We start from the raw sequence: 25,416 nt of genomic DNA on the forward strand, positions 1-25,416 counted from the left end.
TGCATTGCTTTGAAAAGGATATTTACATGAGATCGCCGCAATATTCTGTCCCCACGACCCTGGCGCTGGTCATATCCAGTCTCCTCGCCCCTAACGCCTTTGCTGAAGAATCAGAACAAGATACCGAAACGATGATTGTGCGCAGTACGGCGGAAGAGGTGCTTAAGCAACAGCCCGGGGTGTCGATTATCACGGCAGATGATATTGCTAAGCAGCCGCCGGTCAACGATCTCTCAGACATCATCCGTAAAATGCCCGGGGTGAACTTGACCGGCAACAGCGCCAGCGGCAGTCGGGGCAACAACCGCCAGATTGATATCCGTGGCATGGGGCCGGAGAACACCCTGATCCTGATAGATGGGGTACCGGTCACGTCACGTAACGCGGTTCGCTATAGCTGGCGCGGTGAACGCGATACCCGGGGCGACAGCAACTGGGTACCTGCAGAGATGGTCGAACGGATTGAAGTTCTCCGCGGTCCGGCAGCCGCGCGCTATGGTTCCGGCGCGGCGGGCGGAGTGGTCAATATCATTACCAAACGCCCGACCAACAACTGGCACGGTTCGCTGTCTTTCTTTACCAACCAGCCGGAAAACAACAAGGAAGGCACGACCAATCGCGCTAACTTCAATCTCAGCGGCCCACTGGCCGGCGAAGCGCTGACGATGCGCCTGTATGGCAATATCAATAAAACGGAACCCGACGCCTGGGATATTAACCATGCGCAAAACGGCTCTTACGCTGCGGGGCGCGAAGGGGTACGCAATAAAGATATTAACGCCTTGCTGTCATGGAAAATGACCCCGCAACAGATCCTCGATTTCAGCTATGCCTATAGTCGTCAGGGGAATATCTATGCTGGTGATACCCAGTACAGCAACGGCAATCTTAGCCCGAACGGGCTGGTGGACTCCCTGTACGGCCACGAAACTAATCGCCTCTATCGCCAGTCCTGGGGACTGACCTACAACGGTCTATGGGATTGGGGCCAGTCCAAAGCCGGTGTTTACTACGAGAAAACCAACAATACCCGCCTGCAGGAAGGCTCCACCGGCCGCGTCGAGGGCATGATCAACAGTGAGGATTATGCCACCAGCCGTCTGGAATCCTGGCGTACTACCTCGGAATTCAATGTGCCTTTCTTCTGGCTGGCGGACCAGACGCTGACGCTGGGAATGGAATGGAACCATGATCAGCTCGACGACCCGGCATCAATGCAGGCCACTAACAGCAACGGCGAGACTATCCCTGGGACCTCGGGCGACCCTACGCAACGTAGTACCAAAAACAGCGCCACCCTCACCGGTATCTATCTGGAAGATAATATCGAAGCCGTGCCTGGCACCAACCTGATCCCCGGCATCCGCTTCGATTATCATAATCAGTTTGGCAGCAACTGGAGCCCAAGCCTCAATCTGTCTCAGGCGCTGAGCGATATGTTCACGCTGAAGGCCGGTATCGCGCGCGTGTTTAAAGCGCCTAACCTCTATCAATCCAGTGAAGGCTATTTGCTCTCCACCCGCGGCAACGGTTGTCCGAACACTATCGCTGAAGGCAGCTGCTATCTGCTGGGCAACCCTGACCTCGATCCGGAGATCAGTATTAACAAAGAGATCGGTATCGAATTCAACCTTAATGGTTACGCTGCCGGGGTTACCTGGTTCCGCAACGATTACAAAAACAAAATCGTCTCCGGAACCGAGGTGCTGGGCTATACCTCCAGCGGCAATAATATTCTGCAGTGGCAGAACGGCGGCAAAGCCGTGGTCGAGGGGCTGGAAGGAAATCTGCTGATCCCGGTGCTGAGAGATGTCCTCAGCTGGCGGACCAATGCCACCTGGATGCTCAAATCAGAAAGTAAAGAGACAGGCAATCCGCTGTCGGTTATCCCGAAATATACCGTTAACACGATGCTCGACTGGCAGGTAAACGACGCCCTGTCTGCGAATGTGAACTGGACGCTTTATGGCCGTCAGAAGCCGCGTCAGTATGCGGAGATCCGCAACGAAACCGGGACCCTTGCCACCACCGAGGTTGGCGCCTATTCCATCGTGGGTATTGGTACTCAGTATCAGCTAAACCGGGATATTCGCCTGAATGCCGGAATAAGTAATCTGTTTGATAAACAACTGTATCGCGAAAATGCCGGCGCCTCGACCTACAATGAGCCTGGCCGCGCGTATTACGCCGGCGTTACCCTCTCCTTCTGAAGTGCCGCGCCCGCCTCTGCGGGCGCTTTCCCCTATTCTCTCCGCCCCGTTTTCATAGTAGCATCCCGCTGATCGTCTTTGACCACAACAGAGTAGAGCATGACAACTACAGATCTTGCCCCGAAGGGCGAAATGGTTTTACGCACCCTGGCGATGCCGGCGGATACCAATGCCAACGGGGATATTTTTGGCGGCTGGCTGATGTCGCAGATGGATATCGGGGGCGCCATCATGGCCAAAGAGATCGCTCAGGGTCGCGTGGTGACCGTGCGCGTGGATGGGATGACCTTTTTACGCCCGGTCGCCGTCGGCGACGTGGTGTGCTGCTACGCCCGCTGCGTGAAGCGCGGCAACACCTCGGTGACGATTAACATCGAAGTGTGGGTGAAAAAAGTCTCTTCTGAACCGATTGGCCAGCGCTATAAGGCGACGGAAGCGCTGTTTATCTACGTTGCTGTCGATAATCAGGGTAAACCGCGGGCTCTGCCGGCAGAATAAGATGGCGCCCGGCTAACCGGGCACCTGGCTTACAGAAAGCCCAGTAGCGAGAAGAAGAAGTAGCCGATAATAATCACGATCACCGGCAGCACATACAGCGGGAAATATTGCACCAGGATGGTATGGCGCGGTACCACGATCCGCTCAGCGAGCTGCTCACGGGATAACCCTTCTGCGCCTTTGGCCTGCTCGAGGATCAGCTGATCCTCAATCCCCTCGCGAAGAAATTTCGCCTGCCTCGCCATCCGCGCGCCGGAGGCCTGCAGCGCCATGCCAACAAACACCAGAATGAAGATGATCCAGAAGCCGATGTTCAGGCTGTGGTGGAAATCCGGCAGCGGCGAGTTGTACCAGAAAAAGTTCAGGAACGGCGTGTTAAAGCGCATCATCTCAATCATGACATGCGCAAAATCCATCATTACCGCGTCAATGCCGGGTTTCTTTTCACTGTGCTCATACATAAATTTGAGCACAGAAATCAGCGTCGACAGCACGGCGGGAATAAAGATGACCCATCCCAAAATGCGTTTGATAACCGCTATGCGTCCAGCTTGTTGGTACGTCATGAGTTCCCCTTGTTAAAGACGCGTTGGTGATTCGCCTGCCGCCTGTTGCGTGGCGCAGGCGCTCCTCGCTGACCCGAATGTGTCGGGTATAAGTCTATCTTCCACGGCGAATTTCGCCCAATAACGCGCGGTATGATATACCATGAATGCCGATTCGTTTATCTGATTACGCAACAGGAGAAGGACATATGTCAGCGAAGCGCCGCATTGAGGCCGCGATTTTTGATATGGACGGGTTGCTGATTGACTCTGAGCCGCTCTGGGATCAGGCGGAGGTCGAGGTCATGGAAAGCCTGGGGGTGGATACCCGCCGCCGCGATGAACTGCCCGACCTGCTTGGTCTGCGAATCGACCTGGTGGTGGATCTGTGGTATGCGCAGCAGCCGTGGCACGGCGTCGATCGCGCAGAAGCCACCGCGCGCATTATCCGCCGGGCCATCGAGCTGGTGGAAGCCTCACGCCCGCTGCTACCGGGCGTACGCGAGGCAGTGGCCCTGTGTAAAGCTCAGGGCTTAAAGGTGGGCCTGGCCTCGGCCTCGCCGCTGGTGATGCTGGAGAAAGTGCTCAACATGTTCGAACTGCGTGACCAGTTTGATGCGCTCGCCTCCGCGGAACATCTGCCCTGGAGCAAACCGCACCCGCAGGTATACCTCAACTGCGCCGCTGCCCTGGGAGTCGACCCGCAGCGCTGCGTCGCGCTGGAGGATTCGGTCAACGGCATGATCGCCAGCAAAGCCGCGCGCATGCGCGCTATCGTGGTACCGGAAGCGGAGAACAGCCGCGACCCGCGCTTCGTGCTGGCGGACGTCAAGCTCCCGTCACTGCAGGCCCTGACAGCCGAAGCCCTGCTCGGGTAAGGCCGCTGGCGGGTGACGCGATCGCTGTCACGCCGCCAGTAATAAAATCAAAACGACGTTTCATTTTTATTGTAATTTTGTTTTCCTGCCTCTATGCTGGTCACAGGTGGCGTCATCGTACGCCTGAAGATCAGCTGACAGAGGTGAATATGGTACTGAACGCCTTCAACCTGACGGGTAAGGTCGCCATCGTGACCGGTTGCGATACCGGCCTGGGACAGGGAATGACGCTGGGCCTGGCGCAGGCCGGGTGCGATATCGTCGGCATCAACCGTAAAATTCCCCATGACACGGCAGCACAGGTTCAGGCGCTGGGTCGCCGCTTTCATGCCATTCAGGCGGATCTCAGCCGTCAGGATGAGATGAGCGTGCTGGTCGACCAGGCGGTGGCGGCGATGGGTCGGGTCGATATTCTGGTCAATAACGCCGGGATTATCCGCCGCCATGATGCCCTGACCTTCACGGAAAGCGACTGGGACGCGGTGATCGATCTGAATCTCAAAGCGGTTTTCTTTCTCAGCCAGGCGGTCGCCAGGCAGTTCATTCGCCAGGGCGATGGCGGCAAAATCATTAACATCGCCTCGATGCTCTCGTTTCAGGGCGGGATCCGCGTCCCCTCCTATACCGCCTCGAAAAGCGGCGTGCTGGGTTTGACCCGCCTGCTGGCCAACGAATGGGCAGGCCAACGCATCAACGTCAACGCCATTGCGCCGGGATATATGGCCACCAATAACACCCAGGCGCTGCGTGAAGATGAAGAACGTAACCAGGCGATCCTCGAGCGCATTCCCGCCGGTCGCTGGGGAGAACCCAAAGACCTGCAGGGGCCGGTGGTGTTTCTCGCCTCGGCTGCCGCCGACTATATTAACGGCTATACGCTTGCCGTTGATGGCGGATGGCTGGCGCGCTGAAAATTTGTGACAAAGAGTTACACCGTCACCTCTTCCGTACACTGTATAAAAACCCTATACTGTATGAATCGACAGTTTAGGGTGTGTTATCATGACGGCGGAAGGCCATCTCTTCTTTTCAATCGCCTGCGCAGTATTTGCCAAAAACGCAGAGTTAACGCCGGTGCTGGCGCAGGGCGACTGGTGGCATATTGTGCCCTCTGCGGTATTGACCTGCCTGCTGCCGGACATCGATCACCCTAAGTCATTTCTCGGCCAACGACTGAGCTGGATCTCAAAGCCCGTGGCGCGGGCCTTTGGCCACCGCGGCTTCACCCACAGCCTGCTGGCCGTCTTTGGCGCGCTGACGCTATTCTACCTCAAGGTGCCTGACAGCTGGATTGTCCCGGCGGACGCCCTCCAGGGCCTGGTGCTGGGCTATCTCAGCCACATCCTCGCCGATATGCTCACCCCCGCCGGGGTGCCGCTGCTGTGGCCCTGCCGCTGGCGCTTCCGGCTGCCGATCCTCGCGCCGCGCAAGGGTAACCAACTGGAGCGCGCTTTATGCATGGCGCTGTTCGTCTATGCCGTCTGGATGCCGCAGACGCTGGCGGACAACAGCGCAATACGCTGGTCTTCCGGAGTGATCAATTCCCTGCAAATCACCTTCAATCGCTTCATTAGTCATCAGAGTGGCCGATAAACCGCCGGAAAACACCATTTGGTTATAACCCATTCCATTTGAATATAAGTCCTTGATAACGCCTTCTGCTAACCTTGCCGTCATAAGAGCTGGTTATCCACCAGCCCAGGTTATAAAAATATCAGGAGAACGGGGATGAACTTTCCATTAATAGCGAACGTAGTCGTGTTCGCCGTATTACTGTTTGCGCTGGGGCAAACTCGCCATAAACAGTGGAGCCTGGCCAGGAAAGTGCTGGTTGGTCTGGCCATTGGTGTGGTCTTTGGTCTGGCGCTGCAGCTGATCTACGGGTCTGACAGCCAGGTGCTGAAGGATTCCATCCAGTGGTTCAATATCGTCGGTAATGGCTATGTCCAGCTGCTGCAAATGATTGTGATGCCGCTGGTCTTCGCCTCGATCCTGAGCGCGGTGGCCAGGCTGCATAATGCCTCTCAGCTGGGAAAAATCAGCTTCCTGAGCATCGGCACTCTGCTGTTCACCACGCTTATCGCTGCGCTGGTTGGCGTGCTGGTGACCAATATGTTCGGCCTCACCGCCGAGGGTCTGGTTCAGGGCAGCGCAGAAACAGCCCGTCTGAACGCCATCCAGAGCAACTATGTGGGAAAAGTGGCCGATCTCAGCGTACCGCAGCTGATCCTTTCCTTTGTGCCGAAGAACCCGTTTGCTGACCTGACCGGGGCTAACCCGACCTCCATCATCAGTATCGTCATTTTCTCGGCATTCCTCGGCGTGGCAGCGCTTAAGCTGCTGAAAGAGGATGTGGAAAAAGGCCAGCGCGTGCTGACGGCCATCGATACCCTGCAGGGCTGGGTGATGAAGCTGGTTCGTCTGGTGATGCAGCTGACCCCTTACGGCGTACTGGCCCTGATGACCAAAGTGGTTGCCGGGTCGAATCTGCAGGACATCATCAAACTTGGCGGCTTCGTGGTAGCTTCGTACATTGCGCTGGGCATTATGTTTGTCGTCCACGGCCTGCTGCTGGCGATTAACGGCATCAGCCCGCTGAAGTACTTCCGTAAAGTCTGGCCGGTGATCACCTTCGCCTTCACCAGCCGCTCCAGCGCCGCGTCGATTCCGCTGAACGTGGAAGCCCAGACCCGTCGTCTCGGCGTACCGGAGTCGATTGCCAGCTTCTCCGCCTCCTTTGGCGCCACCATCGGCCAGAACGGCTGCGCCGGCATCTACCCGGCCATGCTGGCAGTCATGGTCGCGCCGACCGTGGGCATTAACCCGCTGGATCCGATGTGGATTGCCACCCTCGTGGGCATCGTCACCGTCAGCTCGGCGGGCGTCGCCGGGGTGGGCGGCGGGGCCACCTTCGCCGCGCTAATCGTTCTGCCGGCGATGGGCCTGCCGGTGACCCTGGTAGCGCTGCTGATCTCCGTCGAACCGCTGATCGACATGGGGCGTACCGCGCTGAACGTTAACGGCTCAATGACCGCCGGGACCCTGACCAGCCAGTGGCTGCGCCAGACCGACAAGTCGATTTTCGATAGCGAAGAAGAGGCCGAACTGGCGCATCGCTAAACGGTAAGCACAAAAAAACCGCTGATTATCAGCGGTTTTTTTATTTCTGCAGCAGACTCAGGCTTCAATCTCACCTTCCTGACGCACCTGGTTAGCCCAGCGCTGGGCCGACTCCGGCACGCTGAACGCCGGCGAGCGGCGAAAATGCTCCCCCATCAGCAGAAAGGCGACATACTTCCCGCGCAAAATCCAGACATCGCGAAAATGGTCCATTTTCACGGCATGTTCCGGAGGCGCAGGCTCCACGCGCGGCACGTAGCTAATGACAGGGCGATTTTGTTGGCGCAATGGTTTCATAACAAATGGATTCACTAAACAGAGCGGGAAACAGAAACCTCTATCATAGCCGATTGTGGGCCCGTTCGTCGCCCCCCTGCCGCCGATGCGCATTTTAGGATAACTCCCTGCCCCTGCGCCGGGCGCAGGCAGCGTAATGTTCTATAGTTAGAAGGGTTTTGGTTTATCAACGACCACTTTTAGCAATGAAAGCAGGAGACGAGTAATGTCTGATAAGCACCCAAACCCTCACCACCAGCAGGCACCGGTCCACGACAGCGAGGAAGCGAAACCGGGGCTCGACTCGCTGGCGCCGGATGACCAGGAGTGGCGCCCCACGCCGAAACCCACCGCCCCAGGCGCCGAACCGACCGCCCCCGGCAGCCTGAAAGCACCGGAAACCCACAGCAGCAAACTTGACGCCCTGGAGCCGCAGCGTAAAGGCGGAGAAGACTATCCGCTGACCACCAACCAGGGCGTACGTATTGCCGACGATCAGAATTCGCTGCGCGCCGGCGCCCGCGGCCCAACGCTGCTGGAAGATTTTATTCTGCGGGAGAAGATCACCCACTTTGACCATGAGCGAATTCCGGAGCGTATCGTTCATGCCCGCGGCTCAGCGGCCCACGGTTACTTCCAGCCCTACAAAAGCCTGACAGCGTTGACCAAAGCCGATTTTCTCTCGGCAGCCGATAAGATCACCCCGGTCTTTGTGCGCTTCTCCACCGTGCAGGGCGGCGCGGGGTCGGCGGACACCGTCCGCGATATTCGCGGCTTCGCTACCAAGTTTTACACTGACGAAGGGATTTTTGACCTGGTCGGCAACAACACACCGGTCTTCTTCATCCAGGACGCGATGAAGTTCCCCGATTTTGTCCACGCTGTGAAGCCTGAGCCTCACTGGGCCATCCCGCAGGGACAGAGCGCCCACGATACTTTCTGGGACTATGTCTCCCTGCAACCGGAAACGCTGCACAATGTGATGTGGGCGATGTCGGATCGCGGCATCCCGCGCAGCTATCGCACCATGGAAGGCTTTGGGATCCACACTTTCCGTCTGATCAACGCCGAGGGCAAAGCCACCTTCGTCCGCTTCCACTGGAAACCGGTGGCCGGCAAGGCGTCGCTGGTGTGGGATGAAGCGCAGAAGCTGACCGGCCGCGACCCTGATTTTCATCGCCGCGACCTGTGGGAGGCCATCGAAGCCGGGGACTACCCGGAATTTGAGCTTGGCCTGCAGCTCATCCCCGAGGAGAACGAGTTTGATTTTGACTTCGATCTGCTCGATCCCACCAAGCTGATCCCCGAGGCGCTGGTGCCGGTCTTACGGGTTGGCAAGATGGTCCTCAACCGCAATCCGGACAACTTCTTTGCCGAAAACGAACAGGCGGCCTTTCATCCCGGGCATATCGTACCGGGCATTGATTTCAGCAACGATCCGCTGCTGCAGGGGCGCCTCTTCTCTTACACCGATACGCAAATTAGCCGCCTGGGTGGGCCGAACTTCCATGAAATCCCCATCAACCGTCCAACCTGCCCGTATCACAATTTCCAGCGCGACGGGATGCACCGGATGGACATTGACACCAATCCGGCCAACTACGAGCCCAACTCCATTAACGACAACTGGCCGCGCGAGACGCCGCCAGCGGCCAAACGCGGCGGCTTTGAGTCCCTCGCCGAGCGCGTCGACGGCGAAAAAATCCGCCAGCGCAGCCCTTCGTTCGGCGAATATTACGCCCAGCCGCGTCTGTTCTGGCTGAGCCAGACGCCGATTGAGCAGCAGCATATTATCGATGGTTTCAGCTTTGAACTCAGCAAAGTGGTCCGCACCTGGATCCGCGAGCGGGTGGTCGATCATCTGGCCCACATTGATACTAAGCTGGCGGAAGCGGTCGGGGCGAACTTAGGTATCGAACTGAGCGATTATCAGCGTAACATTACCCTGCCTTCCCCGGTCAACGGCGTGGAGAAAGACCCCAGCCTCAGCCTCTACGCCGACGCCGAAGGGGATGTGAAAGGCCGTGTAGTGGCCGTCCTGCTCAACGAACGCACCTCGGCGCAGGATCTGGTCCATCTCCTGCAGGCGCTGCAGGCCCAGGGCGTGCACAGCAAGCTGCTCTACTCGCGGATGGGCGAAGTCATCGCCGACGATGGCTCTCCCCTGCCGATCGCCGGCACCTTCGCCGGTTCCCCATCGCTGACGGTGGATGCGGTAGTGGTGCCTGGCGGCGACCTCAGCGCCCTGAGCCAGAGCGGCGACGCGCGCTATTACCTGCTGGAAGCCTATAAGCATCTGAAGCCGATCCTGCTGGCAGGGGATGCGCGACAGCTGACGTCCGTTCTGCAGGTCCCAGCCCAGGGTGAAGAGGGGGTCATCGTCACCGATGCTCTCGACACGCCAGCGGCGGACACACTGCTCGCCCTGATGACGGCGCATCGCGTGTGGTCGAGAAGTCCAAAAATCGCCGCTATTCCGGCGTAGTAAAAAGCCCGGCACACGGTGCCGGGCTTGATTCACTTTCCCTTTCCCCCATCGGGCTTACACGTCGCGGTAGGTTCCCAGACGATAACCCCGGTCGGCTACCGCCGCTTTCAGCGCGGCAGACGTCAGCACATCAAGCTCACCCAGCCGCGGGTAGCAGTAGGCGCTGCCCATAATGGTCTGATCGACAAAAGCCGGATGACACATCACCTCCAGGGAACGCTCCCCGCGGGCGATTGAGGCATCCAGCGTCTGCAGAAACAGTTCCTCAGAGACAGCTTCGCCGTAAAACTCGCTGCTGAAGCCTGCGCTGCTGCGCGCCGCCTGTTGATCGAGCCCACTCTGCGCCGCCACCTGGCGGTCAATACGTAACGCGATACCCTTCTCGCGGGCAAAGGCCGCCACGATGGGATAGATCGGGGCGATCATATGCACATGGTGGTGGCTGTCGAGATGCGTCGGCTCATGACCGAAGAGATCGACAAAACGACGGTACTGACACGCCAGCTCGTGGGCGATCTCCTCCAGCGGCAGGCGACCTTCTTCTGCCTGCTGCCAGATCCATTTGCCCAGCCGGCCTTCGCGGGTTAATCCCGGCATGGCCGACAGCGGCTCGCCCAGCGTCAGCACAAAGTGCATGCCGACCGCCAGCTCCGGGGTACTGCGGCTTAGCTGGGCGGCGTGGTCAATGGCCGCGCCGTTGACCAGCGCCGTGGTCGATGTCACCACGCCGTTGCGGCAGGCCTCGATAATGCCGTAGTTCTGCCCTTTACTGAGGCCGAAGTCGTCGGCATTGACGATCAATACGCGTTCCATTGGCCGCTCCTGTTAAGATTTCAGTTTTTCGATAGTCGCCGCAAAGTTCGGCAGCCATTTTTCATGCGCCAGAATCATCTCCCGCGCCAGCTGCTCGGCGTCACGATCGGAATGGATCAGCGGGCTTAAGTTCAGCGCCAGCAGCACATCATTCAGCTCGCCGCTGATCGCCGCCTGGCTGGCCGCCACTTCGAACCCCTTGATGGTGTAGATAAGCCCCAGTACCTTCTCATCGAAATGGGTGATGCGCGGCGTCGGCTTCGCGCCGTCGCGACCTAAGGTGCAGCTCATCTCGACCGCCCAGTCCGCCGGGATATTATCCACGTGGCCATGATGCGGGATATTCACATAGTGCTCAGTCTGCTTGTCGTTATAGATAGCGTTGATCACTTCGCAAGCGGCATCGGAGTAATAGGCGCCGCCGCGCTGCTCCAGCTCCTTCGGCTTAACCTTGAGATCTGGATTTTTATATAGCTCAAACAGCTGTTTCTCCACCTTCTGTACCACCTGAGCGCGCGCGCCGCCCTTATAGTACTCGCCCATCTCAATCGCCAGCATCTCTTTTGGCTTAAAGTAGTAGAGCAGATAGGAGCATGGGATCAGGCGCAGGGAGCGGATCAGCCCCTCGCTAAACGGCAGGTCGAAAATATTTTTCACCGAGTTCGCGGTCAGGCGGCCAGAGGCCACGCCGTCCAGCAGTTCATCGAAGCGCGAGACGCCGTTAACCAGCACGTCGCGGACGAACACCAGATGATTCAGACCGAACAGGTCGATATTCAGCTCATCGCTCGGGCTGAGCTGCAGCACGTCGGTGATGAACATCTTCATGCCGATAGGAATGTTGCACACGCCGATAAAGCGTTTGAAACTGGTGTGGCGATAGACCGCCTCGGTGACCATGCCCGCCGGGTTGGTGAAGTTGATGATCCACGCGTCCGGGCAAATCTCCTGCACATCTTTTACGATATCGAAAATCACCGGGATGGTGCGCAGCCCTTTAAACAGCCCACCCGCCCCGTTGGTCTCCTGGCCCAGGTAGCCGTGGCTCAGCGGAATACGCTCATCTTTTTCACGCGCCTTCAGCTGGCCCACGCGCAGCTGGGTGGTGACAAAATCCGCGCCCTGCAGCGCCGCACGGCGATCCAGCGTTTTATAGACCTTCATCGGCACGCCGGCTTTTTCCACCATCCGCTCGCACAGCGCATGGATAATATCGAGCTTCTCCTGGCCCTCTTCCACGTCCACCAGCCACAGTTCAGTGACCGGCAGTTCATGGTAACGTTTCAGAAAGCCTTCCAGTAATTCCGGGGTATAGCTGCTGCCGCCGCCAATAGTGACTACTTTTAATTTCTGGCTCATCTTTTTCTCCCTTGGGCGCTACGCCTGGACGCAGGCCGCTCTCCGCAACAATGCGGACAGTTAATTTGAATGATTTACGGTATAAACCTGGCGGCTAAAACCGCACGGGTTTAATTAATACTGGTCAAATGTTTGCGATAACTGCTCGGCGTAAACGACGTCAGTTTTTTAAAGGTTTTAATAAACAGGCTCGGGCTACTGTACCCGGATTCATACGCAATATCCGTCACCGAATAGTTGGTAATTTCCAGCTGTTTTTTGGCAAAGTTAATACGGATATCATTAATTATCTGCATCGGCGTTTTACCATAATAGCGCTGGGTCGCCCGGGTTAAATATTCCTGCGTTTTTCCCGAGAGACGAACCATATTCTCAAGCGCGCCCTCCCCGAATTTCAGCTTATCGTGCATGGCCTCAACGGTATTTTTTAGCCATTGCGGAATAACATCGGCAACCGGCTCTTCGCGATAGTGGCGTAAACGGTTAATGACATAAAAGGAAACCAGCTCGATAAATTCGTCAAATTCCGTTTCGCGAAAATTGAGTGAGGCGATGACCGACTCAACGTAGCCGAGAAAAGCGCTCTGCACGGCGTAAACCTGCGAGGCCACCAGGCCAAACGGCAGCAGCGGCAGATAATGTTTCTCAAAGAAGCGTCTGCTGATGCCGACGTTAAGGATGCGCGTCGCCCCAAATTCGTAAAAGCTCTGGTGGTGCGAACCCATCGGGATAAAGACGAAATCCCCGCGCTCCAGCAGCACCCGTTTGCCATTGATCTCCTGGTAATATCGCCCGGTTAATACCACGGTAAATTCGTAGTAATCATGCTGGTGAAGCCCGCTCACGCTTTCCGTTTTGTTATAGATGACCACATGAAAGTTCTTCCCGTTGAACAGCTGTTGTTCTCTGGCGGTACTGATCTCGGTGGTCATCATCCTGGGCTGCCTCATCGTCGCGATGGCCTATTGTACCTTCTCGTGCAGCTCAATCAATTCGGCGACCAGCTCACGGGCCAGCATCGAGGTCATCAGATGGTCCTGAGCATGCACCAGCACCAGGCTGACCTTCATTTTGCCTTCGCCCTCGTCGCTTTCGATAAGCTGGGTCTGCACGCGATGCGCCTCGCTCAGCGCCTGGCGCGACTGCTCCATCATCGCTTTCGCCGCGGCAAAATCGCCCTGCTTCGCCTGCTTCAGCGCACCATAGGCCAGGCTGCGGGCCTGTCCGGAGTTGATAATCAACCCCATCACCACCTCTTCGAGGTCATTTTCCGGGGTTTCTACCGCGTCGATGTTGTCCAGATCAAACATAATATTTCCCTCATTTATCAGGCGGTACGGGGCACTGCCCGTACCGCGCGGTATCAGAATTTCAGTGCGTTAGCGATGTCTTCTTCGCTCTCTTCCTGCTCGATGACGGTCTGCGCTTTATTCGACAGCACCACAAACGGCAGGTAGACCAGAGTCGCGACGCCAAGGTTGAACAGGGCCACCAGCAGGGCGGCCACGCTGCCGTTACTGTTAAAGAACGCTCCCAGACCGGTCGGCATGGTCCACGGCGCCAGGTTGGTCACCGGTGGGATAATCCCCAGGCTGTAGGCCGCCAGCGTAATGGCCGCCAGAATCGGCTGGACCAGCACGAAGGGGATGAACATCACCGGGTTCATAATGATCGGCAGACCAAACAGAATCGGTTCGTTAATCTGGAAGATGCCTGACGGCAGTGCCAGCTTCGCCACCTGACGATGGTCAGCGCGACGGGAAGCGATAAAGATGGCGATAATCAGACCCAACGTTGCCCCGGAGCCACCCAGCAGGATATAGGAGTCGAGCATCGGCTTGGCCCAGAAGTGGAACTGTTTGCCTGCTTCGATAGCCGCATCAACCGAGCCGTACTGGTTGTACAGCGCGATGTTTTCCAGCGCCCACGGGGTCATGATGCCGTTATCCAGCGCCGTCAGCGCCAGGGAACCGTGCACGCCGAAGAACCACAGCAGGGAGTTAAAGATAACGTATGCCCAGCCGACCACGCTGCCCATCGCCGCCAGCGGCGTGGAGATCGAGTCCATGATGATCTGGTGGAAGTTGCTGCCGTAGCTCGACAGGGCCCACGAGATAATGCCGAAGATAGAGAGGATCAAGAAGCCCGGGATCAGCGCGGAGAAAGAGCGCGATACTGACCCTGGCACGCTGTCCGGCAGTCTGATCACCCAGTTACGACGGATCACGAAGGTGAACAGTTCCGCGACAACCAGACCGATAATCATCCCGGAGATGATGTTCTGCCCGCCCAGCCAGTTGGCGCCCACCGCATAGGCTTCGCCCACGCTATACGGGGTCACGGTCATGAAGGCCGCCACAGCCAGCAGGCCCGCGGCCATCGGGTCAACTTTGCGCTCTTCCGCCAGCGCGGAGCCGATAAAGAACGGCGCCATCAGCGACATAATGCCGAGGGTACCGTTATAGACGTTCCCGCCGATAGCCTTAAAGCCGTTTAAGGTTTCAATGGTGGAGGCATCCAGTCGAATGCCCATAGAATAAAAGAAAGAGCCTTCGCCGAAGCTCAGAAAAACGTTGTTAATTAATACAAACATGGCCCCGGCGAGGGTCAACGGCATTAACTTAATAAATCCGTTTTTAATCGCATTAATATGCGGCTGCTTTCCTATTTTCACTGCAAAAGGAAGGAGTACCTTTTCAAGCGAGTCGATCACTTTACTCATAGTCAATACCCTTAAAAGCCGCAATAAACTATTACGGCGATGATGTATGAAATTACTCTTTGACGGGAAAATAAACTCTTTATTTTTTGACGTCCGGCAACAGGGTGCCGCCAGGCGTCAAAATACATCGAGTTTTAAAAGTTAAAATTATTGTGCTGCAGCTTTCTTAATGGCCGCGACGGCGGCTTTCAATACACCTAAACCATCCACCTTGCCATACAGAAGAGAATCGATGACTTCTACCGGTTTATTCGGCAGCAGGCGCTGAATTTCCGGTAACATATACGCAATTTGTGGTCCTAATAATACCACGTCGGCTTCCGGTCCCTTTTCACCTGCCAGGGTTTCGGGATAGGCTTCAATAATGACCGGGACTTCGTATTTTTCTGCCTGCGCGCGCATTTTGGAGACCAGCAGTGATGTAGACATGCCTGCCGAGCAGAAGAGATAAATGTGTTTCTTTTCCATGAACGCTTCCTCAATGTGTGAGACCAGGGCCTTCAGCAACCGCTGAGAGCCGGTAAGACTGGTAACATCCGGTTAATTCTGTTTATGGGTTGAGTATACGGCAAGCTGAGCCGCCAGGATAATTCGCTGTTGAACAGAATTGTCTCTCATTGACCTCTGGTTTTGACTACCCTCACATTTTCACCCAAATAATTCGCGCAATTAAATAAGCATCAGTACTCACAAAAAAGCCCGACCAGTGGTCGGGCTTACGTAGGGCTCAGTAAACAGTAGGAAGCTTACTTGGCGTTGCGCGGGTCAGTATCATACTCGGCGCAGGTCTGGTAGCCGGAGTTAATCACATGGCCAGTGTCGTCGAGGGCCACAAAGTAGGTCTCTACTTTACCATCCCGTTGACCGAGGATGTAGGTCTGGCAGGTGCCGCGGGCATGAACCATGGTCACTTCCGTTGAAGGTTTCCCAGCGATCTGCATCACCTGCTGACGCGACATCCCTTTCTTCACATCTTTCACCACCGGCTGGGTAAACTGGTCTTTGGTACGATCGTAAGCGGTACAGCCCGCCAGTAAGGTTAACGCGACGGTGACGCCCAGTATTCCTGCTAAGCTTTTGTTCATTTTGGTTCCTCTTTTCTACTGTGTAACGATAAGCCTGGAATAAATAGTGTTATTTTTCAAGCCGAACAGCGAAATCATGTCTGATTGTGTTATTGCGTAAACAGGATTGACGCGCCGCTGCCGACCGGCGGTTTCTCCCGCGCAGTGGCATCTATAATGAAATCCTATGTCATTGATTGCCTTCTTTTCCGGCAGTCAAAACCCCGGTCCTTGTCGTTTCAGCGGCAAAGAGGTAGCTTTAAGCCAACAGCTTGCCAAACAGATTCACTTTCGGAGGGCGCGATGACGCTACAACAAGAGATTATTCAGGCGCTGGGCGCAAAGCCGCAGATTGATGTCGCCGGCGAGATCCGCCGCAGCGTCGATTTCCTGAAGTCCTACCTGCAGACCTACCCGTTTATTAAATCGCTGGTGCTGGGTATCAGCGGCGGCCAGGACTCCACCCTGACGGGGAAACTGTGCCAGATGGCGATTAATGAACTGCGTGCCGAAACGGGCGACAGCAGCCTGCAGTTTATTGCCGTTCGGTTGCCCTATGGCGTGCAGGCGGATGAGCAGGACTGCCAGGACGCCATCGCCTTTATCCAGCCTGACCGGGTGCTGACGGTGAATATCAAAGCCTCGGTACTGGCCAGTGAACAGGCGCTCCGCGAAGCGGGGATCGAACTGAGCGACTTTGTTCGCGGTAACGAAAAAGCCCGTGAGCGGATGAAGGCCCAGTACAGCATCGCCGGAATGACCAAAGGGGTGGTGGTCGGCACCGACCATGCGGCGGAAGCGATTACCGGCTTCTTCACCAAATATGGCGACGGCGGCACCGACATCAACCCAATTTTCCGCCTGAACAAACGTCAGGGCAAACAGCTGCTGGCCCATCTCGGCTGCCCAGAACATCTGTATAAGAAGCTGCCGACCGCCGACCTGGAAGACGATCGCCCCTCCCTGCCGGATGAAGTGGCCCTGGGTGTCACCTACGAGAACATCGACGATTATCTGGAAGGCAAAACGCTGGATCCCAGTATCGCCAAAACGATCGAAGGCTGGTATCTGAAAACCGAACACAAGCGTCGGCCACCGATCACCGTCTTTGACGATTTCTGGAAAAAATAGTCCCTCCCCGCCCCGGCCCGCGCCGGGGTTATTTTTTGCGCTTTTCGCCGCAAAAACCGCCTGCTATACTGGATAGATAGACAGTATCAGGAGTTATTGTGGCCAGAAAGCAATCTGCCCCGCGTCTGGAGTTTGAAGCGGCGGCGATCTATGAATATCCCGAACATCTTCGCCCGTGGCTGGAGGCGCTGCCAAAGCTGCCGGGCGTCTATCAGTTTCACGGCGACAGCGACACAATGCCGCTCTATATCGGTAAGAGCGTCAACCTTCGCAGCCGTGTGTTATCTCACCTGCGCACGCCCGAAGAGGCCGCGATGCTGCGTCAGTCGCGGCGTATCACCTGGCAGCGCACCGCAGGCGAGCTGGGAGCGCTGCTGCTGGAGGCGCGGCTGATTAAAGAGCAGCAGCCGCTGTTTAACAAGCGGCTACGGCGTAACAAGCAGCTCTGCGCCTGGCGACTTGCGGACCACCGGCCGCAGATTGTCTATGCCCGCGAGGTTGATTTCTCGCACCAGCAGCATCTCTATGGCCTGTTCGCCAACCGGCGGGCGGCGCTGCAGATGCTGCAGAGCCTTGCCGACGAACAGCGCCTCTGTTATGGCCTGCTTGGTCTGGAACCGCTCAGCCGCGGCCGCGCCTGCTTTCGCTCCGCGCTGGGCCGCTGCGCCGGCGCCTGCTGTGGAAAGGAGAGCGTGGAGGCGCACAGCGAGCGCCTGCTGGCGCAGATGAGTAAACTGCAGCTGGTGTGCTGGCCGTGGGCGGGGCCAGTGGCGCTGGAGGAGCGCGGCCCGGATATGACGCAGTATCACGTCATTCATAACTGGCTGTGGCTGGGGGCCGTCGACTCGCTCGACCAGGCCGCGGAGTTGACCCGTCTGCCCGCCGGATTCGACCAGGATGGTTACAAGATCCTCTGTAAGCCTTTGCTCAGCGGTCACTATCCGCTGCACCCGCTTGGCTGAGAAACCACCAATAAAAAAACCGCCGGCCCTGCCCAACGCCTGATGGCATTATTGGGCAAGACCGGCGGTCTTGATTCAGTGCGCTACATTATTCAGCAGGTGCAGGCATTTTACCTGCCGGCGCGTTGCGTTCTGTCAGATGCTTCTCAAAATTAGCATTGAACTGTTTTTTCTGCTCTGGAGTCAGAATGTTGTAGATCTTGTTCTGCGTTTCCAGGCGGGACAGCGCCATCGCTTTATGCTGCGCTTCCATCTTATCGATCTGCGCTTCCGCTTTCGCCTTATCGAAGGTGTCGCTGGCGATCAGATCGTGCATCGCGCGGCGTTCGTCGAGGGACGGACGCTTCATGTTCTCACGCTGGCTCTTCATGATGTCGCGGATCTGTTGCTTCTGCGCATCGGTCAGGTTCAGGCCTTTAAACATCATGTCATGCTGACCCGGGCCGCCTTTATGATGCATCATCATCGGCTTGCTGTCGCTCGGCGCGGTGGTGGTATCGGCGGCGTGTGCCAGGTTAGCCGCGCCCAGAGCCAGAGTAGAGGCAACAAACAGTGCAGTGAGTTTCTTCATCATTCAATCCTTACTTTACGTTATTCTTACGGCGCGTTGCCGTGTTGACGAGATTAACTTTACGACGTTAATCGTCAATTAGTCAGAGCAAGAGTAAAACAATGAAAGTGTAAAAAACAGTTTCTCGCCAATTATGGAGAAAATAAGGAATTTAGCCGAAGAATTGCAATAAAAAACAAATAACCCACTGTTTTTCAGAGAAATTATGGAGAGTATAAAGGAGGGGAGATTAAAAACAAAGCATTTTACCAGGAATAATCTGCAAATTTACACTGGCGCACGAAAAAATAAGATGGTGAAAAAAGACGCGCGAAATAAAGCAGGCCGCCCGGCGGACGGCTTGCCCTCAGGATAATTTCTCCAGCATCAGGCCGGCGCGCAGTCCCTTAGCCACTGTCGGATTGGGAAACAGGACATACTCCGGCTCAGGCCCCACCACATACCGCGCCTCGCCCTCCTCCGCCAGCAGCGTGCCGGGTTCGAAGGGGGTGAAGTTCAGCGTCTGATCCGCCATATGCAAGTGGAAATCATCGCTATGGCGGGTGATCTGCTGTACCACCCGGTAGCGCAGCGGCGCCGGGGCGTCGGCAATGGCCAGATCCCCCACCAGCAGCCGGGAAAGCGCGCCTTCGGCGGCGGCAAACTGCGTCAGATCGTTTTCACCCAACGGCAGCGCTTTGCCCAGCTCAAGGGTGCAGGCCAGCGCCGCGAACCGTTCGCAGCTGAAGTGGGTAAAGGTCCCGCCTGGCTGACGATGAAACACCAGCGCCTCCAGCCCGGCGCCGCCCAGCCAGTGAAGAAAATCCTCCTCCCACGGCGTATCGCGGGCCGGGAGCACGCCGAAGCGCGGATGTAGCGACCCGCGGATCGCGGTATGCAGATCGAGGTGCCAACGAGGACCATCGTGGTCGCGATAGAAGCGGGCCACCGCCTGCTCCAGCCGCTGCGCCCGCTGCGTCTCCTCACTGAGCGGAAACTGCCGCCAGCGCTCGCCAAACATCCGGTTCATATCACTGTGCAGATAGCGCTTATTCGCCCGCAGCGCCGGTGGGTTGCCAACGATCACCAGCAACCGCCAGCGCAGCGGGAGTGCCTCCCGGACCAGTCGCTGCACCAGGTGGTCGACTATCTCCACCGGTGCCGTTTCGTTGCCATGAATGGCGCAGGAGAGTACCAGCCCGCGCTCGCAGCGCGCATGCGGCGTCAGCTCGAGGATCCCCTCACCCAACCAGTGCCAGCGAAAGTGCGCCGTCTCGCCGTGAAAATGGTGGGGCAAACGCCCCGCCAGGGTTAATGCCAGAAAATGTTCCACCGCGCCCCCTTATTGCTGAAATGGATAAACCGAACCGAGCTGCAGGATCTGGGTCAACCGATCCAGCGCGTCACGCCCTTCCCGCAGCAGTTGCGGGTCGGCGAGGTCGGCCAGGGTGAGGCGATCGCGATAGTAGCGATCCACCCAGTCATTGAGGGTGGCAAACAGCGTATCGTTCATCAGGACGTGCGGATTGACCGCCTGATACTCCTCGGCCGTCAACACCACCCGCAGGCGCAGGCACGCCGGACCGCCGCCGTTGGCCATACTCTCGCGCAGATCGAACACCTGTAGCGCGGCGATGGGGTTGTCCCCGGCCAGCAGCTCATTGAGGTATTCCCAGACGCCGGCATGCTCCTGCGCTTCGTGGGGCAGGATCAGCGCCATGCTGCCATCCGCCCTGCTCAGCAGCTGGCTGTTGAACAGATAGGTGGCAACCGCCTCTGCCACCGTGACCCGACTGGCGGGGACCACCAGCGGCGTAAAACCCGGCACCCGCTGCGCCAGCTGCTGGAGAAGCGCGGTCTGGTCGGCAAAGGCCTGCTCATGGCAGAACAGGACCTGACGGTTGCTCACCGCGATAACATCGTTATGAAAAACCCCCGTGTCGATCGCCGTCGGATGCTGGCGGGCGAAGATCAGCTGACGGGGATTGACCTGATTGAGGCGCGCTACCGCCTGGCTGGCCTCAAGGGTTTGCCGCGCCGGATAGCGACGCGGGGCCTCCTCGCTCCCCCGGCGGCGGCCATAGACAAAGAGCTGGACGCCGGGGGCGCCATACTCGCCGCCGAGACGGTTATGGTTCGCCGCCCCTTCGTCGCCAAACCAGGCCGAGGCGGGCAGCGACGGATGGATGGCAAATCGCGTGCGGTCGGGGAATATCGCCTGCAGCAGCGCCTCTGTGGTCGGTGCTTCGCTGGCGCGGTGGAATTTATCCTGCAGATTCGCCACGGTCAGGTGCACCAGGCCATCCAGCGAATCGGCGGAGGGACAGACCGTCGCCGCGTTCGCCACCCACATCGCCGAGGCCGAACTTACCGCCGACAGCAGATCCGGATCCTGCTGCGCCGCCCGGGCCACCACCTGCTCATCGCTGCCGCTAAAGCCCAGCTGGCGCAGGAGCGGCACGTTCGGTCGCTCGTGCGGCGGGATCACTGCCTGCGGGTAGCCGGCGTCGGCGAGGGCTTTCATTTTTTTCAGCCCTTGCTTTGCCGCCAGCTGCGGGTTCGACACCCGGTGGCGGTGCCGGGTGGAAGCCTCATTGCCAAAGGAGAGCCCGGCGTAGTGATGGGTCAGCCCGGGCAGACCGTCAAAGTTGACTTCGCGGGCGGTCATGACGCCTCCCCGACCAGAAAGTCGAGCCCCGGGTTCAGGCTGGCGGGCAGCGTCAGGGTCGGCGATTCAAGGCTGGCCATCGGCCAGGCGCAATAATCGGCGGCATACCAGGCCCCCGGACGATGGTTACCGGACGCCCCGGAGCCGCCGAACGGCGCGGTACTCGCCGCCCCGGTCAGCGGTTTGTTCCAGTTGACTATCCCTGCCCGCGCCTCGAGCAGCAGTCGATCAAACTTCTCCCGTTCCGGAGAGATTAACCCACAGGAGAGGCCGAAGCGGGTGGCGTTGGCTAAGGCAATCGCCTCCTCGAACGTGTCGTAGCGCCAGACGCCAAGCAGCGGGCCAAACACCTCTTCATCTTCAACATTGGCCACGTCGCTCATGTCGACAATCCCCGGCGTTAGCAGCGACGTTCCGGCCTGCAATAAACGTGGCTCCAGCAGCGTGACCGCGCCAGCGGCGACCCGCTGCAGCCATGCCTGATGCACTTTCTGCGCGGCCGGTTCAGAGATAAGCCCGCCGAGAAACGGCTGCGGCTCGGCGTCCCACGCCGCCGGGATCAGCCGCTGGCACACCGTCACCAGCCGGGAGAGGAAGGCATCGCCCGCCTCGCCGCGCCGGACCAGCAGACGGCGGGCGCAGGTGCAGCGCTGGCCGGCGGTAATAAAGGCGGACTGGATGGTCAGATGCACCGCGGCATCCACGTCCCGCGGATCGTCGACGATCAGCGGGTTATTGCCGCCCATCTCCAGCGCGAGGATCTTCTGCGGCTGCCCGGCCAGCTGGCGATGCAGATGAAAACCGGTGGTTGAGCTGCCGGTAAACAGCAGCCCGTCGATATCCGCCTGACCGCTGAGCGCCTCGCCGGTTTCCCGACCGCCCTGCACCAGGTTGAGCACCCCGGCGGGCAGGCCGGCCTGCTGCCATAGTTTCACCACCGCTTCGCCGCTGCACGGGGTGAGTTCGCTGGGTTTAAAGACCACAGTATTGCCCGCCAGCAGCGCCGGCACGATGTGCCCGTTCGGCAGATGGCCGGGAAAGTTATAGGGGCCAAACACCGCCAGCACGCCGTGCGGCCGGTGACGCAGCGTGGCGGCGCCGTCGGGCAGATCGCTGTGCTGTTCGCCGGTGCGGACGTGGTAGGCCTTCACCGAGATCGCCACCTTGTTGATCATCGCCGTCACTTCCCCGGCCGCCTCCCAGCGCGGCTTTCCGGTCTCGGCGCCGATCATCGCCGTCAGCTCAGCCTTACTGGCCTCCAGCAGGGCGGCAAACTTTTCAACGATCGCCTGACGGGCGGCAAACGGCAGCCGCGCCCAGGCCGGGAACGCCTGGCGGGCAGCCGCCACCGCCTCAGCAACCTGCCCGGCATCCGCCGCTTCGCCCTGCCACACAACCTTCAGGTTAACCGGATCCTGTTTACTGAAACCTGGCCCACGACCGGGCCGCCACTCGCCATTAATCCACAGACTCATGCGGTTTTCTCCTCAGGGATCAGGCGCACCATGCGCACCTGGTCGCCGGCATGACACTTCAGCATATCCAGTTCGCGGGCGCTGAGGGTCAGGGTGTCGCCATCCGGGTCGGCATGCACCAGCAGAGCGCGGAACTGGTGATACTGTTCATTCGCCACCAGGCACAGCGGCCAGTCACCGGGTGGGGTTTCACCGGCCTCGGTGGTCACCAGACGGCTTTTGCGGATCGCCCGCACCCTGTCGATGTCGCACTCCAGAGTCGGGCCGCCGTCGAAAATATCGATGTAGTTCAGGTAGCGGAACCCCTCTTTCTCCAGCACCGTCCGGGCCGGGGCGGTCTGCGGATGAACCTTGCCGATCACCGCCTGCGCCTCAGGGGAAAGGAAATCGATATACAGCGGATGCTTGGGCATCAGGGCGGCAATGAAAGCCTTCTGTCCGGTGCCGCACAGGTAGTCGGCGCGGGAAAACTCCATGGCGAAAAAGCGTTTGCCCAGGCTCTCCCAGAACGGCGAGTAGCCCTGCTCGTCAATCACCCCGCGCATCTCGGCGACCACCTTCTCATTGAAGCGCTCGCGAAAGGCGGCCATAAATAAGAAGCGCGATTTCGACAGCAGATAGCCATTGCCCTCTTTGCGCCACTGCGGGTCGAGGAACAGGGTACACAGCTCACTGCTGCCGGTATGGTCGTTGCTGAGAAACAGCGTCGGCAACGCCTGATAGACGTTGAGCTCCTTCGAGGCATGGACCTGGGTGCCGACCCGGTAGTTATACCAGGGATCGTTGAGCCCCACCGCCACCTCGATCGCGCAGATGCCCACCACCGCGCCGCTTTCGCTCTCCTCCAGCACAAAGACATAGCCCTGCTCGCTTTTCGGTAGCTCGCCGCGCCAGGTCTGCTGCGAGCGGGCGATCCGCGCCGCGAGGGTCGCTTCATCCACCGGCAGCGAGGTCAGCCCGCCGCCGGTCTCCGCTGCCAGCTTCAGCAGCCCGGGCAAATCGCCCGGCTCCACCGGTCGAATAACCATCATGATGAAACTCCTGCCACGAAACGCGCGCAGGCCCGCTCGACGCGATCCAGCCCGCTATTCACCTCTTCTTCACTGACGTTCAGCGCCGGCGCAAAACGCACCACATTAGCGCCGGCGATCAGGATCATCACCCCCTCTTCCGCCGCCAGGTTGCTGAGCGTTTTCGCCTTCCCGGCCCAGGCGTCGTTCAGTACGCAGCCGAGCAGCAGTCCCAGGCCGCGGATCTCCTTGAACAGACCATAGCGGGCGTTGATCGCCTGCAGACGCTCGCAAAACCACTGGTGGCGCTGTCTGACACCGGAGAGGACTTCCGGGGTGTTGACGATCGACAGCAGCTCGCCGGCCACCGCCCCGGCCAGCGGGTTGCCGCCGTAGGTGGTGCCGTGGGTACCGACGGTCATCACGCTGGCGCAGGCCTCTGTCGCCAGCAGCGCGCCGATAGGGAAACCGCCGCCCAGCGCTTTGGCGGTGGTCAGCACATCGGGCGTCACGCCGTAGTGCATATAGGCATACAGCTCGCCGGTGCGCCCGACCCCGGTCTGCACTTCATCGAAAATCAGCAGAGCGTTGTGCTGGTCGCAAAGCTGGCGCAGGCCGCGTAAAAACTCGCCGCTGGCCGGCACCACGCCCCCTTCGCCCTGCACCGGCTCGACGATCACCGCGCAGGTTTGGTCATTGATTAAGGCCTTTGCCGACTCGAGATCGTTAAACACCGCATGCTGGATCTGCGGCGGCAGCGGGGCAAAATCCCGGGAGTAGGCCGGCTGACCGCCCGCCGAAACGGTGAACAGCGTCCGCCCGTGGAAGGCGTTCTGGAAAGCGACGATGCCGCTTTTCTCACTGCCAAAGCGATCGTGGGCATATTTACGCGCCAGCTTGAGCGCCGCCTCATTGGCCTCAGCGCCGGAGTTACAGAAGAAGACCCGGTCGGCGAAGGTGGCATCGATAAGCATTTTGGCCAGACGCAGGATCGGCTCATTGGTGTAGCCGTTGCCGGTATGCCAGAATTTGCCGGCCTGGTCGGTCAGAGCTTGCACCAGACGCGGATGGGCGTGCCCCAGCGCGTTCACGGCGATGCCGCCGGCAAAATCGATATACTCTTTGCCCTGCTGATCCCACAGCCGCGACCCGGCGCCCCGCACCGGAATAAACGCCGCTGGCGCGTAGACCGGCATCATCCATTCATCAAAGTGGTTACGCGTAATTGACTGAGACATATCGACCTCTTCCGGTAAATTAAAAGTAGCAATAATGTTAATAAATATGAGTTATTACGCTGTAAATGTAGATTGCACGGTTCGTGCCAGCCAGCGATAAAAATGCATAAACCGGTTGAGATAACGCAAAATCAAGGAGTTACAGCCGAACGCTATTCACATAAAATGCATATTTAGTGAATAAGTATCCGATAAAGGGGGATAAACAGTGATTAAAGAAGATAAGTTATGCAACGGTAAGATATAATTCTGTAATTGTGATCCTCTGCGAAATTTATCGTAGATATTTGCCCTTTTTTGGCGCGGCATGCCCGTAAAAGGGGCAACCACGGCACGCTCATGCGCAGCGATTGGCAGAATGACGCATCCGGTGGCAGCCAGCCAGGCGAATTTCTGCTACCATCCCTGC

General features: G+C 58.4%; 25 protein-coding genes. 9 read left to right on the forward strand and 16 right to left on the reverse strand.

What is annotated here, in order from left to right:
- The first annotated feature begins 26 nt into the window (after positions 1-26).
- Together DTA24_RS17060 and yciA are read left to right on the forward strand one after the other, a co-directional pair.
- Complete coding sequence (locus DTA24_RS17060; RefSeq protein WP_032730986.1) at positions 27-2,210, forward strand: TonB-dependent siderophore receptor; 2,184 nt, start codon at positions 27-29, stop codon at positions 2,208-2,210.
- Between the two features lie 99 nt (positions 2,211-2,309).
- Positions 2,310-2,708, forward strand: coding sequence for an acyl-CoA thioester hydrolase YciA (gene yciA, locus DTA24_RS17065; RefSeq protein WP_008807759.1), 399 nt, complete (start codon positions 2,310-2,312; stop codon positions 2,706-2,708).
- A 29-nt stretch (positions 2,709-2,737) separates the two neighbouring features.
- Here yciA and DTA24_RS17070 read toward each other — a convergent pair whose 3' ends face one another.
- The gene (locus tag DTA24_RS17070; RefSeq protein WP_008807758.1) at positions 2,738-3,274 is read right to left on the reverse strand and encodes a YniB family protein; all 537 of its coding nucleotides are present in this window, start codon (positions 3,272-3,274) and stop codon (positions 2,738-2,740) included.
- 188 nt (positions 3,275-3,462) lie between these two features.
- Between DTA24_RS17070 and hxpB the strand changes: the two genes are divergently transcribed.
- The 4 genes from hxpB (at position 3,463) to DTA24_RS17090 (ending at position 7,251) form a co-directional block, all read left to right on the forward strand.
- Positions 3,463-4,131: a hexitol phosphatase HxpB gene (hxpB, locus tag DTA24_RS17075; protein ID WP_012968454.1), complete on the forward strand. Its 669-nt coding sequence runs from the start codon at positions 3,463-3,465 to the stop codon at positions 4,129-4,131.
- A gap of 149 nt (positions 4,132-4,280) precedes the next feature.
- Positions 4,281-5,042, forward strand: a complete 762-nt coding sequence (gene kduD / locus DTA24_RS17080; protein ID WP_049008974.1) for a 2-dehydro-3-deoxy-D-gluconate 5-dehydrogenase KduD — start codon at positions 4,281-4,283, stop codon at positions 5,040-5,042.
- 91 nt (positions 5,043-5,133) lie between these two features.
- A complete protein-coding gene (locus DTA24_RS17085) occupies positions 5,134-5,724 on the forward strand; it encodes a metal-dependent hydrolase (protein WP_002901611.1) in 591 nt (196 codons plus the stop codon).
- A 135-nt stretch (positions 5,725-5,859) separates the two neighbouring features.
- On the forward strand, positions 5,860-7,251 hold the full coding sequence (locus DTA24_RS17090) for an L-cystine transporter (protein WP_008807755.1): 1,392 nt from the start codon (positions 5,860-5,862) through the stop codon (positions 7,249-7,251).
- A gap of 57 nt (positions 7,252-7,308) precedes the next feature.
- On the opposite strand, the gene cedA is transcribed toward DTA24_RS17090, so the two are convergent.
- Positions 7,309-7,548 (reverse strand): cell division activator CedA, encoded by a 240-nt coding sequence (gene cedA, locus DTA24_RS17095; RefSeq protein WP_004151919.1) that lies wholly within the window; start codon positions 7,546-7,548, stop codon positions 7,309-7,311.
- Between the two features lie 205 nt (positions 7,549-7,753).
- On the opposite strand from cedA, the gene katE reads away from it, so the two are divergent.
- Positions 7,754-10,012 (forward strand): catalase HPII, encoded by a 2,259-nt coding sequence (gene katE, locus DTA24_RS17100; RefSeq protein WP_032732834.1) that lies wholly within the window; start codon positions 7,754-7,756, stop codon positions 10,010-10,012.
- A 57-nt stretch (positions 10,013-10,069) separates the two neighbouring features.
- Here katE and chbG read toward each other — a convergent pair whose 3' ends face one another.
- The 8 genes from chbG to osmE all read right to left on the reverse strand — a co-directional run bounded on the left by chbG (position 10,070) and on the right by osmE (position 15,994).
- Entirely contained in the window at positions 10,070-10,828 is a 759-nt protein-coding gene (chbG, locus tag DTA24_RS17105; protein ID WP_012542072.1) for a chitin disaccharide deacetylase, read from the reverse strand.
- 12 nt (positions 10,829-10,840) lie between these two features.
- Positions 10,841-12,187: a 6-phospho-beta-glucosidase gene (locus DTA24_RS17110; RefSeq protein WP_008807751.1), complete on the reverse strand. Its 1,347-nt coding sequence runs from the start codon at positions 12,185-12,187 to the stop codon at positions 10,841-10,843.
- A 110-nt stretch (positions 12,188-12,297) separates the two neighbouring features.
- The gene (chbR, locus tag DTA24_RS17115; protein WP_012968458.1) at positions 12,298-13,122 is read right to left on the reverse strand and encodes a transcriptional regulator ChbR; all 825 of its coding nucleotides are present in this window, start codon (positions 13,120-13,122) and stop codon (positions 12,298-12,300) included.
- Positions 13,123-13,149: 27 nt separating this feature from the next.
- The gene (gene chbA, locus DTA24_RS17120) at positions 13,150-13,497 is read right to left on the reverse strand and encodes a PTS N,N'-diacetylchitobiose transporter subunit IIA (protein ID WP_004140356.1); all 348 of its coding nucleotides are present in this window, start codon (positions 13,495-13,497) and stop codon (positions 13,150-13,152) included.
- Between the two features lie 53 nt (positions 13,498-13,550).
- Positions 13,551-14,909: a PTS N,N'-diacetylchitobiose transporter subunit IIC gene (gene chbC, locus DTA24_RS17125; protein ID WP_008807749.1), complete on the reverse strand. Its 1,359-nt coding sequence runs from the start codon at positions 14,907-14,909 to the stop codon at positions 13,551-13,553.
- Positions 14,910-14,920: 11 nt separating this feature from the next.
- Complete coding sequence (locus DTA24_RS28280) at positions 14,921-15,037, reverse strand: hypothetical protein (RefSeq protein WP_012542074.1); 117 nt, start codon at positions 15,035-15,037, stop codon at positions 14,921-14,923.
- Positions 15,038-15,056: 19 nt separating this feature from the next.
- Positions 15,057-15,377: a PTS N,N'-diacetylchitobiose transporter subunit IIB gene (gene chbB / locus DTA24_RS17130; protein ID WP_002901547.1), complete on the reverse strand. Its 321-nt coding sequence runs from the start codon at positions 15,375-15,377 to the stop codon at positions 15,057-15,059.
- A gap of 278 nt (positions 15,378-15,655) precedes the next feature.
- Complete coding sequence (gene osmE / locus DTA24_RS17135; protein WP_008807747.1) at positions 15,656-15,994, reverse strand: osmotically-inducible lipoprotein OsmE; 339 nt, start codon at positions 15,992-15,994, stop codon at positions 15,656-15,658.
- A gap of 282 nt (positions 15,995-16,276) precedes the next feature.
- On the opposite strand from osmE, the gene nadE reads away from it, so the two are divergent.
- Positions 16,277-17,104 carry an ammonia-dependent NAD(+) synthetase gene (gene nadE / locus DTA24_RS17140; RefSeq protein WP_008807746.1) on the forward strand — a complete coding sequence of 276 codons (828 nt, stop codon included), beginning with the start codon at positions 16,277-16,279 and terminating at the stop codon, positions 17,102-17,104.
- A 98-nt stretch (positions 17,105-17,202) separates the two neighbouring features.
- Positions 17,203-18,066, forward strand: coding sequence for an excinuclease Cho (gene cho / locus DTA24_RS17145; RefSeq protein WP_008807745.1), 864 nt, complete (start codon positions 17,203-17,205; stop codon positions 18,064-18,066).
- 88 nt (positions 18,067-18,154) lie between these two features.
- On the opposite strand, the gene spy is transcribed toward cho, so the two are convergent.
- From spy to DTA24_RS17175, 6 genes are all read right to left on the reverse strand, one after another.
- On the reverse strand, positions 18,155-18,640 hold the full coding sequence (spy, locus tag DTA24_RS17150; protein ID WP_008807744.1) for an ATP-independent periplasmic protein-refolding chaperone Spy: 486 nt from the start codon (positions 18,638-18,640) through the stop codon (positions 18,155-18,157).
- Positions 18,641-18,983: 343 nt separating this feature from the next.
- Complete coding sequence (gene astE / locus DTA24_RS17155; protein ID WP_110196099.1) at positions 18,984-19,949, reverse strand: succinylglutamate desuccinylase; 966 nt, start codon at positions 19,947-19,949, stop codon at positions 18,984-18,986.
- Between the two features lie 9 nt (positions 19,950-19,958).
- On the reverse strand, positions 19,959-21,284 hold the full coding sequence (gene astB, locus DTA24_RS17160; RefSeq protein WP_110196100.1) for an N-succinylarginine dihydrolase: 1,326 nt from the start codon (positions 21,282-21,284) through the stop codon (positions 19,959-19,961).
- The gene (astD, locus tag DTA24_RS17165; RefSeq protein WP_110196101.1) at positions 21,281-22,759 is read right to left on the reverse strand and encodes a succinylglutamate-semialdehyde dehydrogenase; all 1,479 of its coding nucleotides are present in this window, start codon (positions 22,757-22,759) and stop codon (positions 21,281-21,283) included. Before astD ends, astB begins: the two co-directional genes overlap by 4 nt.
- Positions 22,756-23,790: an arginine N-succinyltransferase gene (gene astA, locus DTA24_RS17170; protein ID WP_002901491.1), complete on the reverse strand. Its 1,035-nt coding sequence runs from the start codon at positions 23,788-23,790 to the stop codon at positions 22,756-22,758. The genes astD and astA overlap by 4 nt, the downstream gene beginning before the upstream one ends.
- Positions 23,787-25,007 carry an aspartate aminotransferase family protein gene (locus DTA24_RS17175; RefSeq protein ID WP_064170177.1) on the reverse strand — a complete coding sequence of 407 codons (1,221 nt, stop codon included), beginning with the start codon at positions 25,005-25,007 and terminating at the stop codon, positions 23,787-23,789. The genes astA and DTA24_RS17175 overlap by 4 nt, the downstream gene beginning before the upstream one ends.
- Positions 25,008-25,416 lie beyond the last annotated feature (409 nt).

Origin of the sequence: Klebsiella sp. P1CD1 (assembly GCF_003790505.1) — a bacterium.
Taxonomy (GTDB): domain Bacteria; phylum Pseudomonadota; class Gammaproteobacteria; order Enterobacterales; family Enterobacteriaceae; genus Klebsiella; species Klebsiella variicola.

Coding starts and splice junctions, on each gene's coding strand:
- DTA24_RS28280 (WP_012542074.1), bottom strand. CDS start 15,037: ATGTATTTTGACGCCTGGCGGCACCCTGTTGCCGGACGTCAAAAAATA.
- DTA24_RS17070 (WP_008807758.1), bottom strand. CDS start 3,274: ATGACGTACCAACAAGCTGGACGCATAGCGGTTATCAAACGCATTTTG.
- chbR (WP_012968458.1), bottom strand. CDS start 13,122: ATGATGACCACCGAGATCAGTACCGCCAGAGAACAACAGCTGTTCAAC.
- astD (WP_110196101.1), bottom strand. CDS start 22,759: ATGAGTCTGTGGATTAATGGCGAGTGGCGGCCCGGTCGTGGGCCAGGT.
- astA (WP_002901491.1), bottom strand. CDS start 23,790: ATGATGGTTATTCGACCGGTGGAGCCGGGCGATTTGCCCGGGCTGCTG.
- DTA24_RS17110 (WP_008807751.1), bottom strand. CDS start 12,187: ATGAGCCAGAAATTAAAAGTAGTCACTATTGGCGGCGGCAGCAGCTAT.
- DTA24_RS17060 (WP_032730986.1), top strand. CDS start 27: ATGAGATCGCCGCAATATTCTGTCCCCACGACCCTGGCGCTGGTCATA.
- nadE (WP_008807746.1), top strand. CDS start 16,277: ATGACGCTACAACAAGAGATTATTCAGGCGCTGGGCGCAAAGCCGCAG.
- kduD (WP_049008974.1), top strand. CDS start 4,281: ATGGTACTGAACGCCTTCAACCTGACGGGTAAGGTCGCCATCGTGACC.
- chbB (WP_002901547.1), bottom strand. CDS start 15,377: ATGGAAAAGAAACACATTTATCTCTTCTGCTCGGCAGGCATGTCTACA.
- DTA24_RS17085 (WP_002901611.1), top strand. CDS start 5,134: ATGACGGCGGAAGGCCATCTCTTCTTTTCAATCGCCTGCGCAGTATTT.
- chbG (WP_012542072.1), bottom strand. CDS start 10,828: ATGGAACGCGTATTGATCGTCAATGCCGACGACTTCGGCCTCAGTAAA.
- yciA (WP_008807759.1), top strand. CDS start 2,310: ATGACAACTACAGATCTTGCCCCGAAGGGCGAAATGGTTTTACGCACC.
- astB (WP_110196100.1), bottom strand. CDS start 21,284: ATGACCGCCCGCGAAGTCAACTTTGACGGTCTGCCCGGGCTGACCCAT.
- chbC (WP_008807749.1), bottom strand. CDS start 14,909: ATGAGTAAAGTGATCGACTCGCTTGAAAAGGTACTCCTTCCTTTTGCA.
- osmE (WP_008807747.1), bottom strand. CDS start 15,994: ATGAACAAAAGCTTAGCAGGAATACTGGGCGTCACCGTCGCGTTAACC.
- DTA24_RS17090 (WP_008807755.1), top strand. CDS start 5,860: ATGAACTTTCCATTAATAGCGAACGTAGTCGTGTTCGCCGTATTACTG.
- spy (WP_008807744.1), bottom strand. CDS start 18,640: ATGATGAAGAAACTCACTGCACTGTTTGTTGCCTCTACTCTGGCTCTG.
- chbA (WP_004140356.1), bottom strand. CDS start 13,497: ATGTTTGATCTGGACAACATCGACGCGGTAGAAACCCCGGAAAATGAC.
- hxpB (WP_012968454.1), top strand. CDS start 3,463: ATGTCAGCGAAGCGCCGCATTGAGGCCGCGATTTTTGATATGGACGGG.
- cedA (WP_004151919.1), bottom strand. CDS start 7,548: ATGAAACCATTGCGCCAACAAAATCGCCCTGTCATTAGCTACGTGCCG.
- DTA24_RS17175 (WP_064170177.1), bottom strand. CDS start 25,007: ATGTCTCAGTCAATTACGCGTAACCACTTTGATGAATGGATGATGCCG.
- katE (WP_032732834.1), top strand. CDS start 7,754: ATGTCTGATAAGCACCCAAACCCTCACCACCAGCAGGCACCGGTCCAC.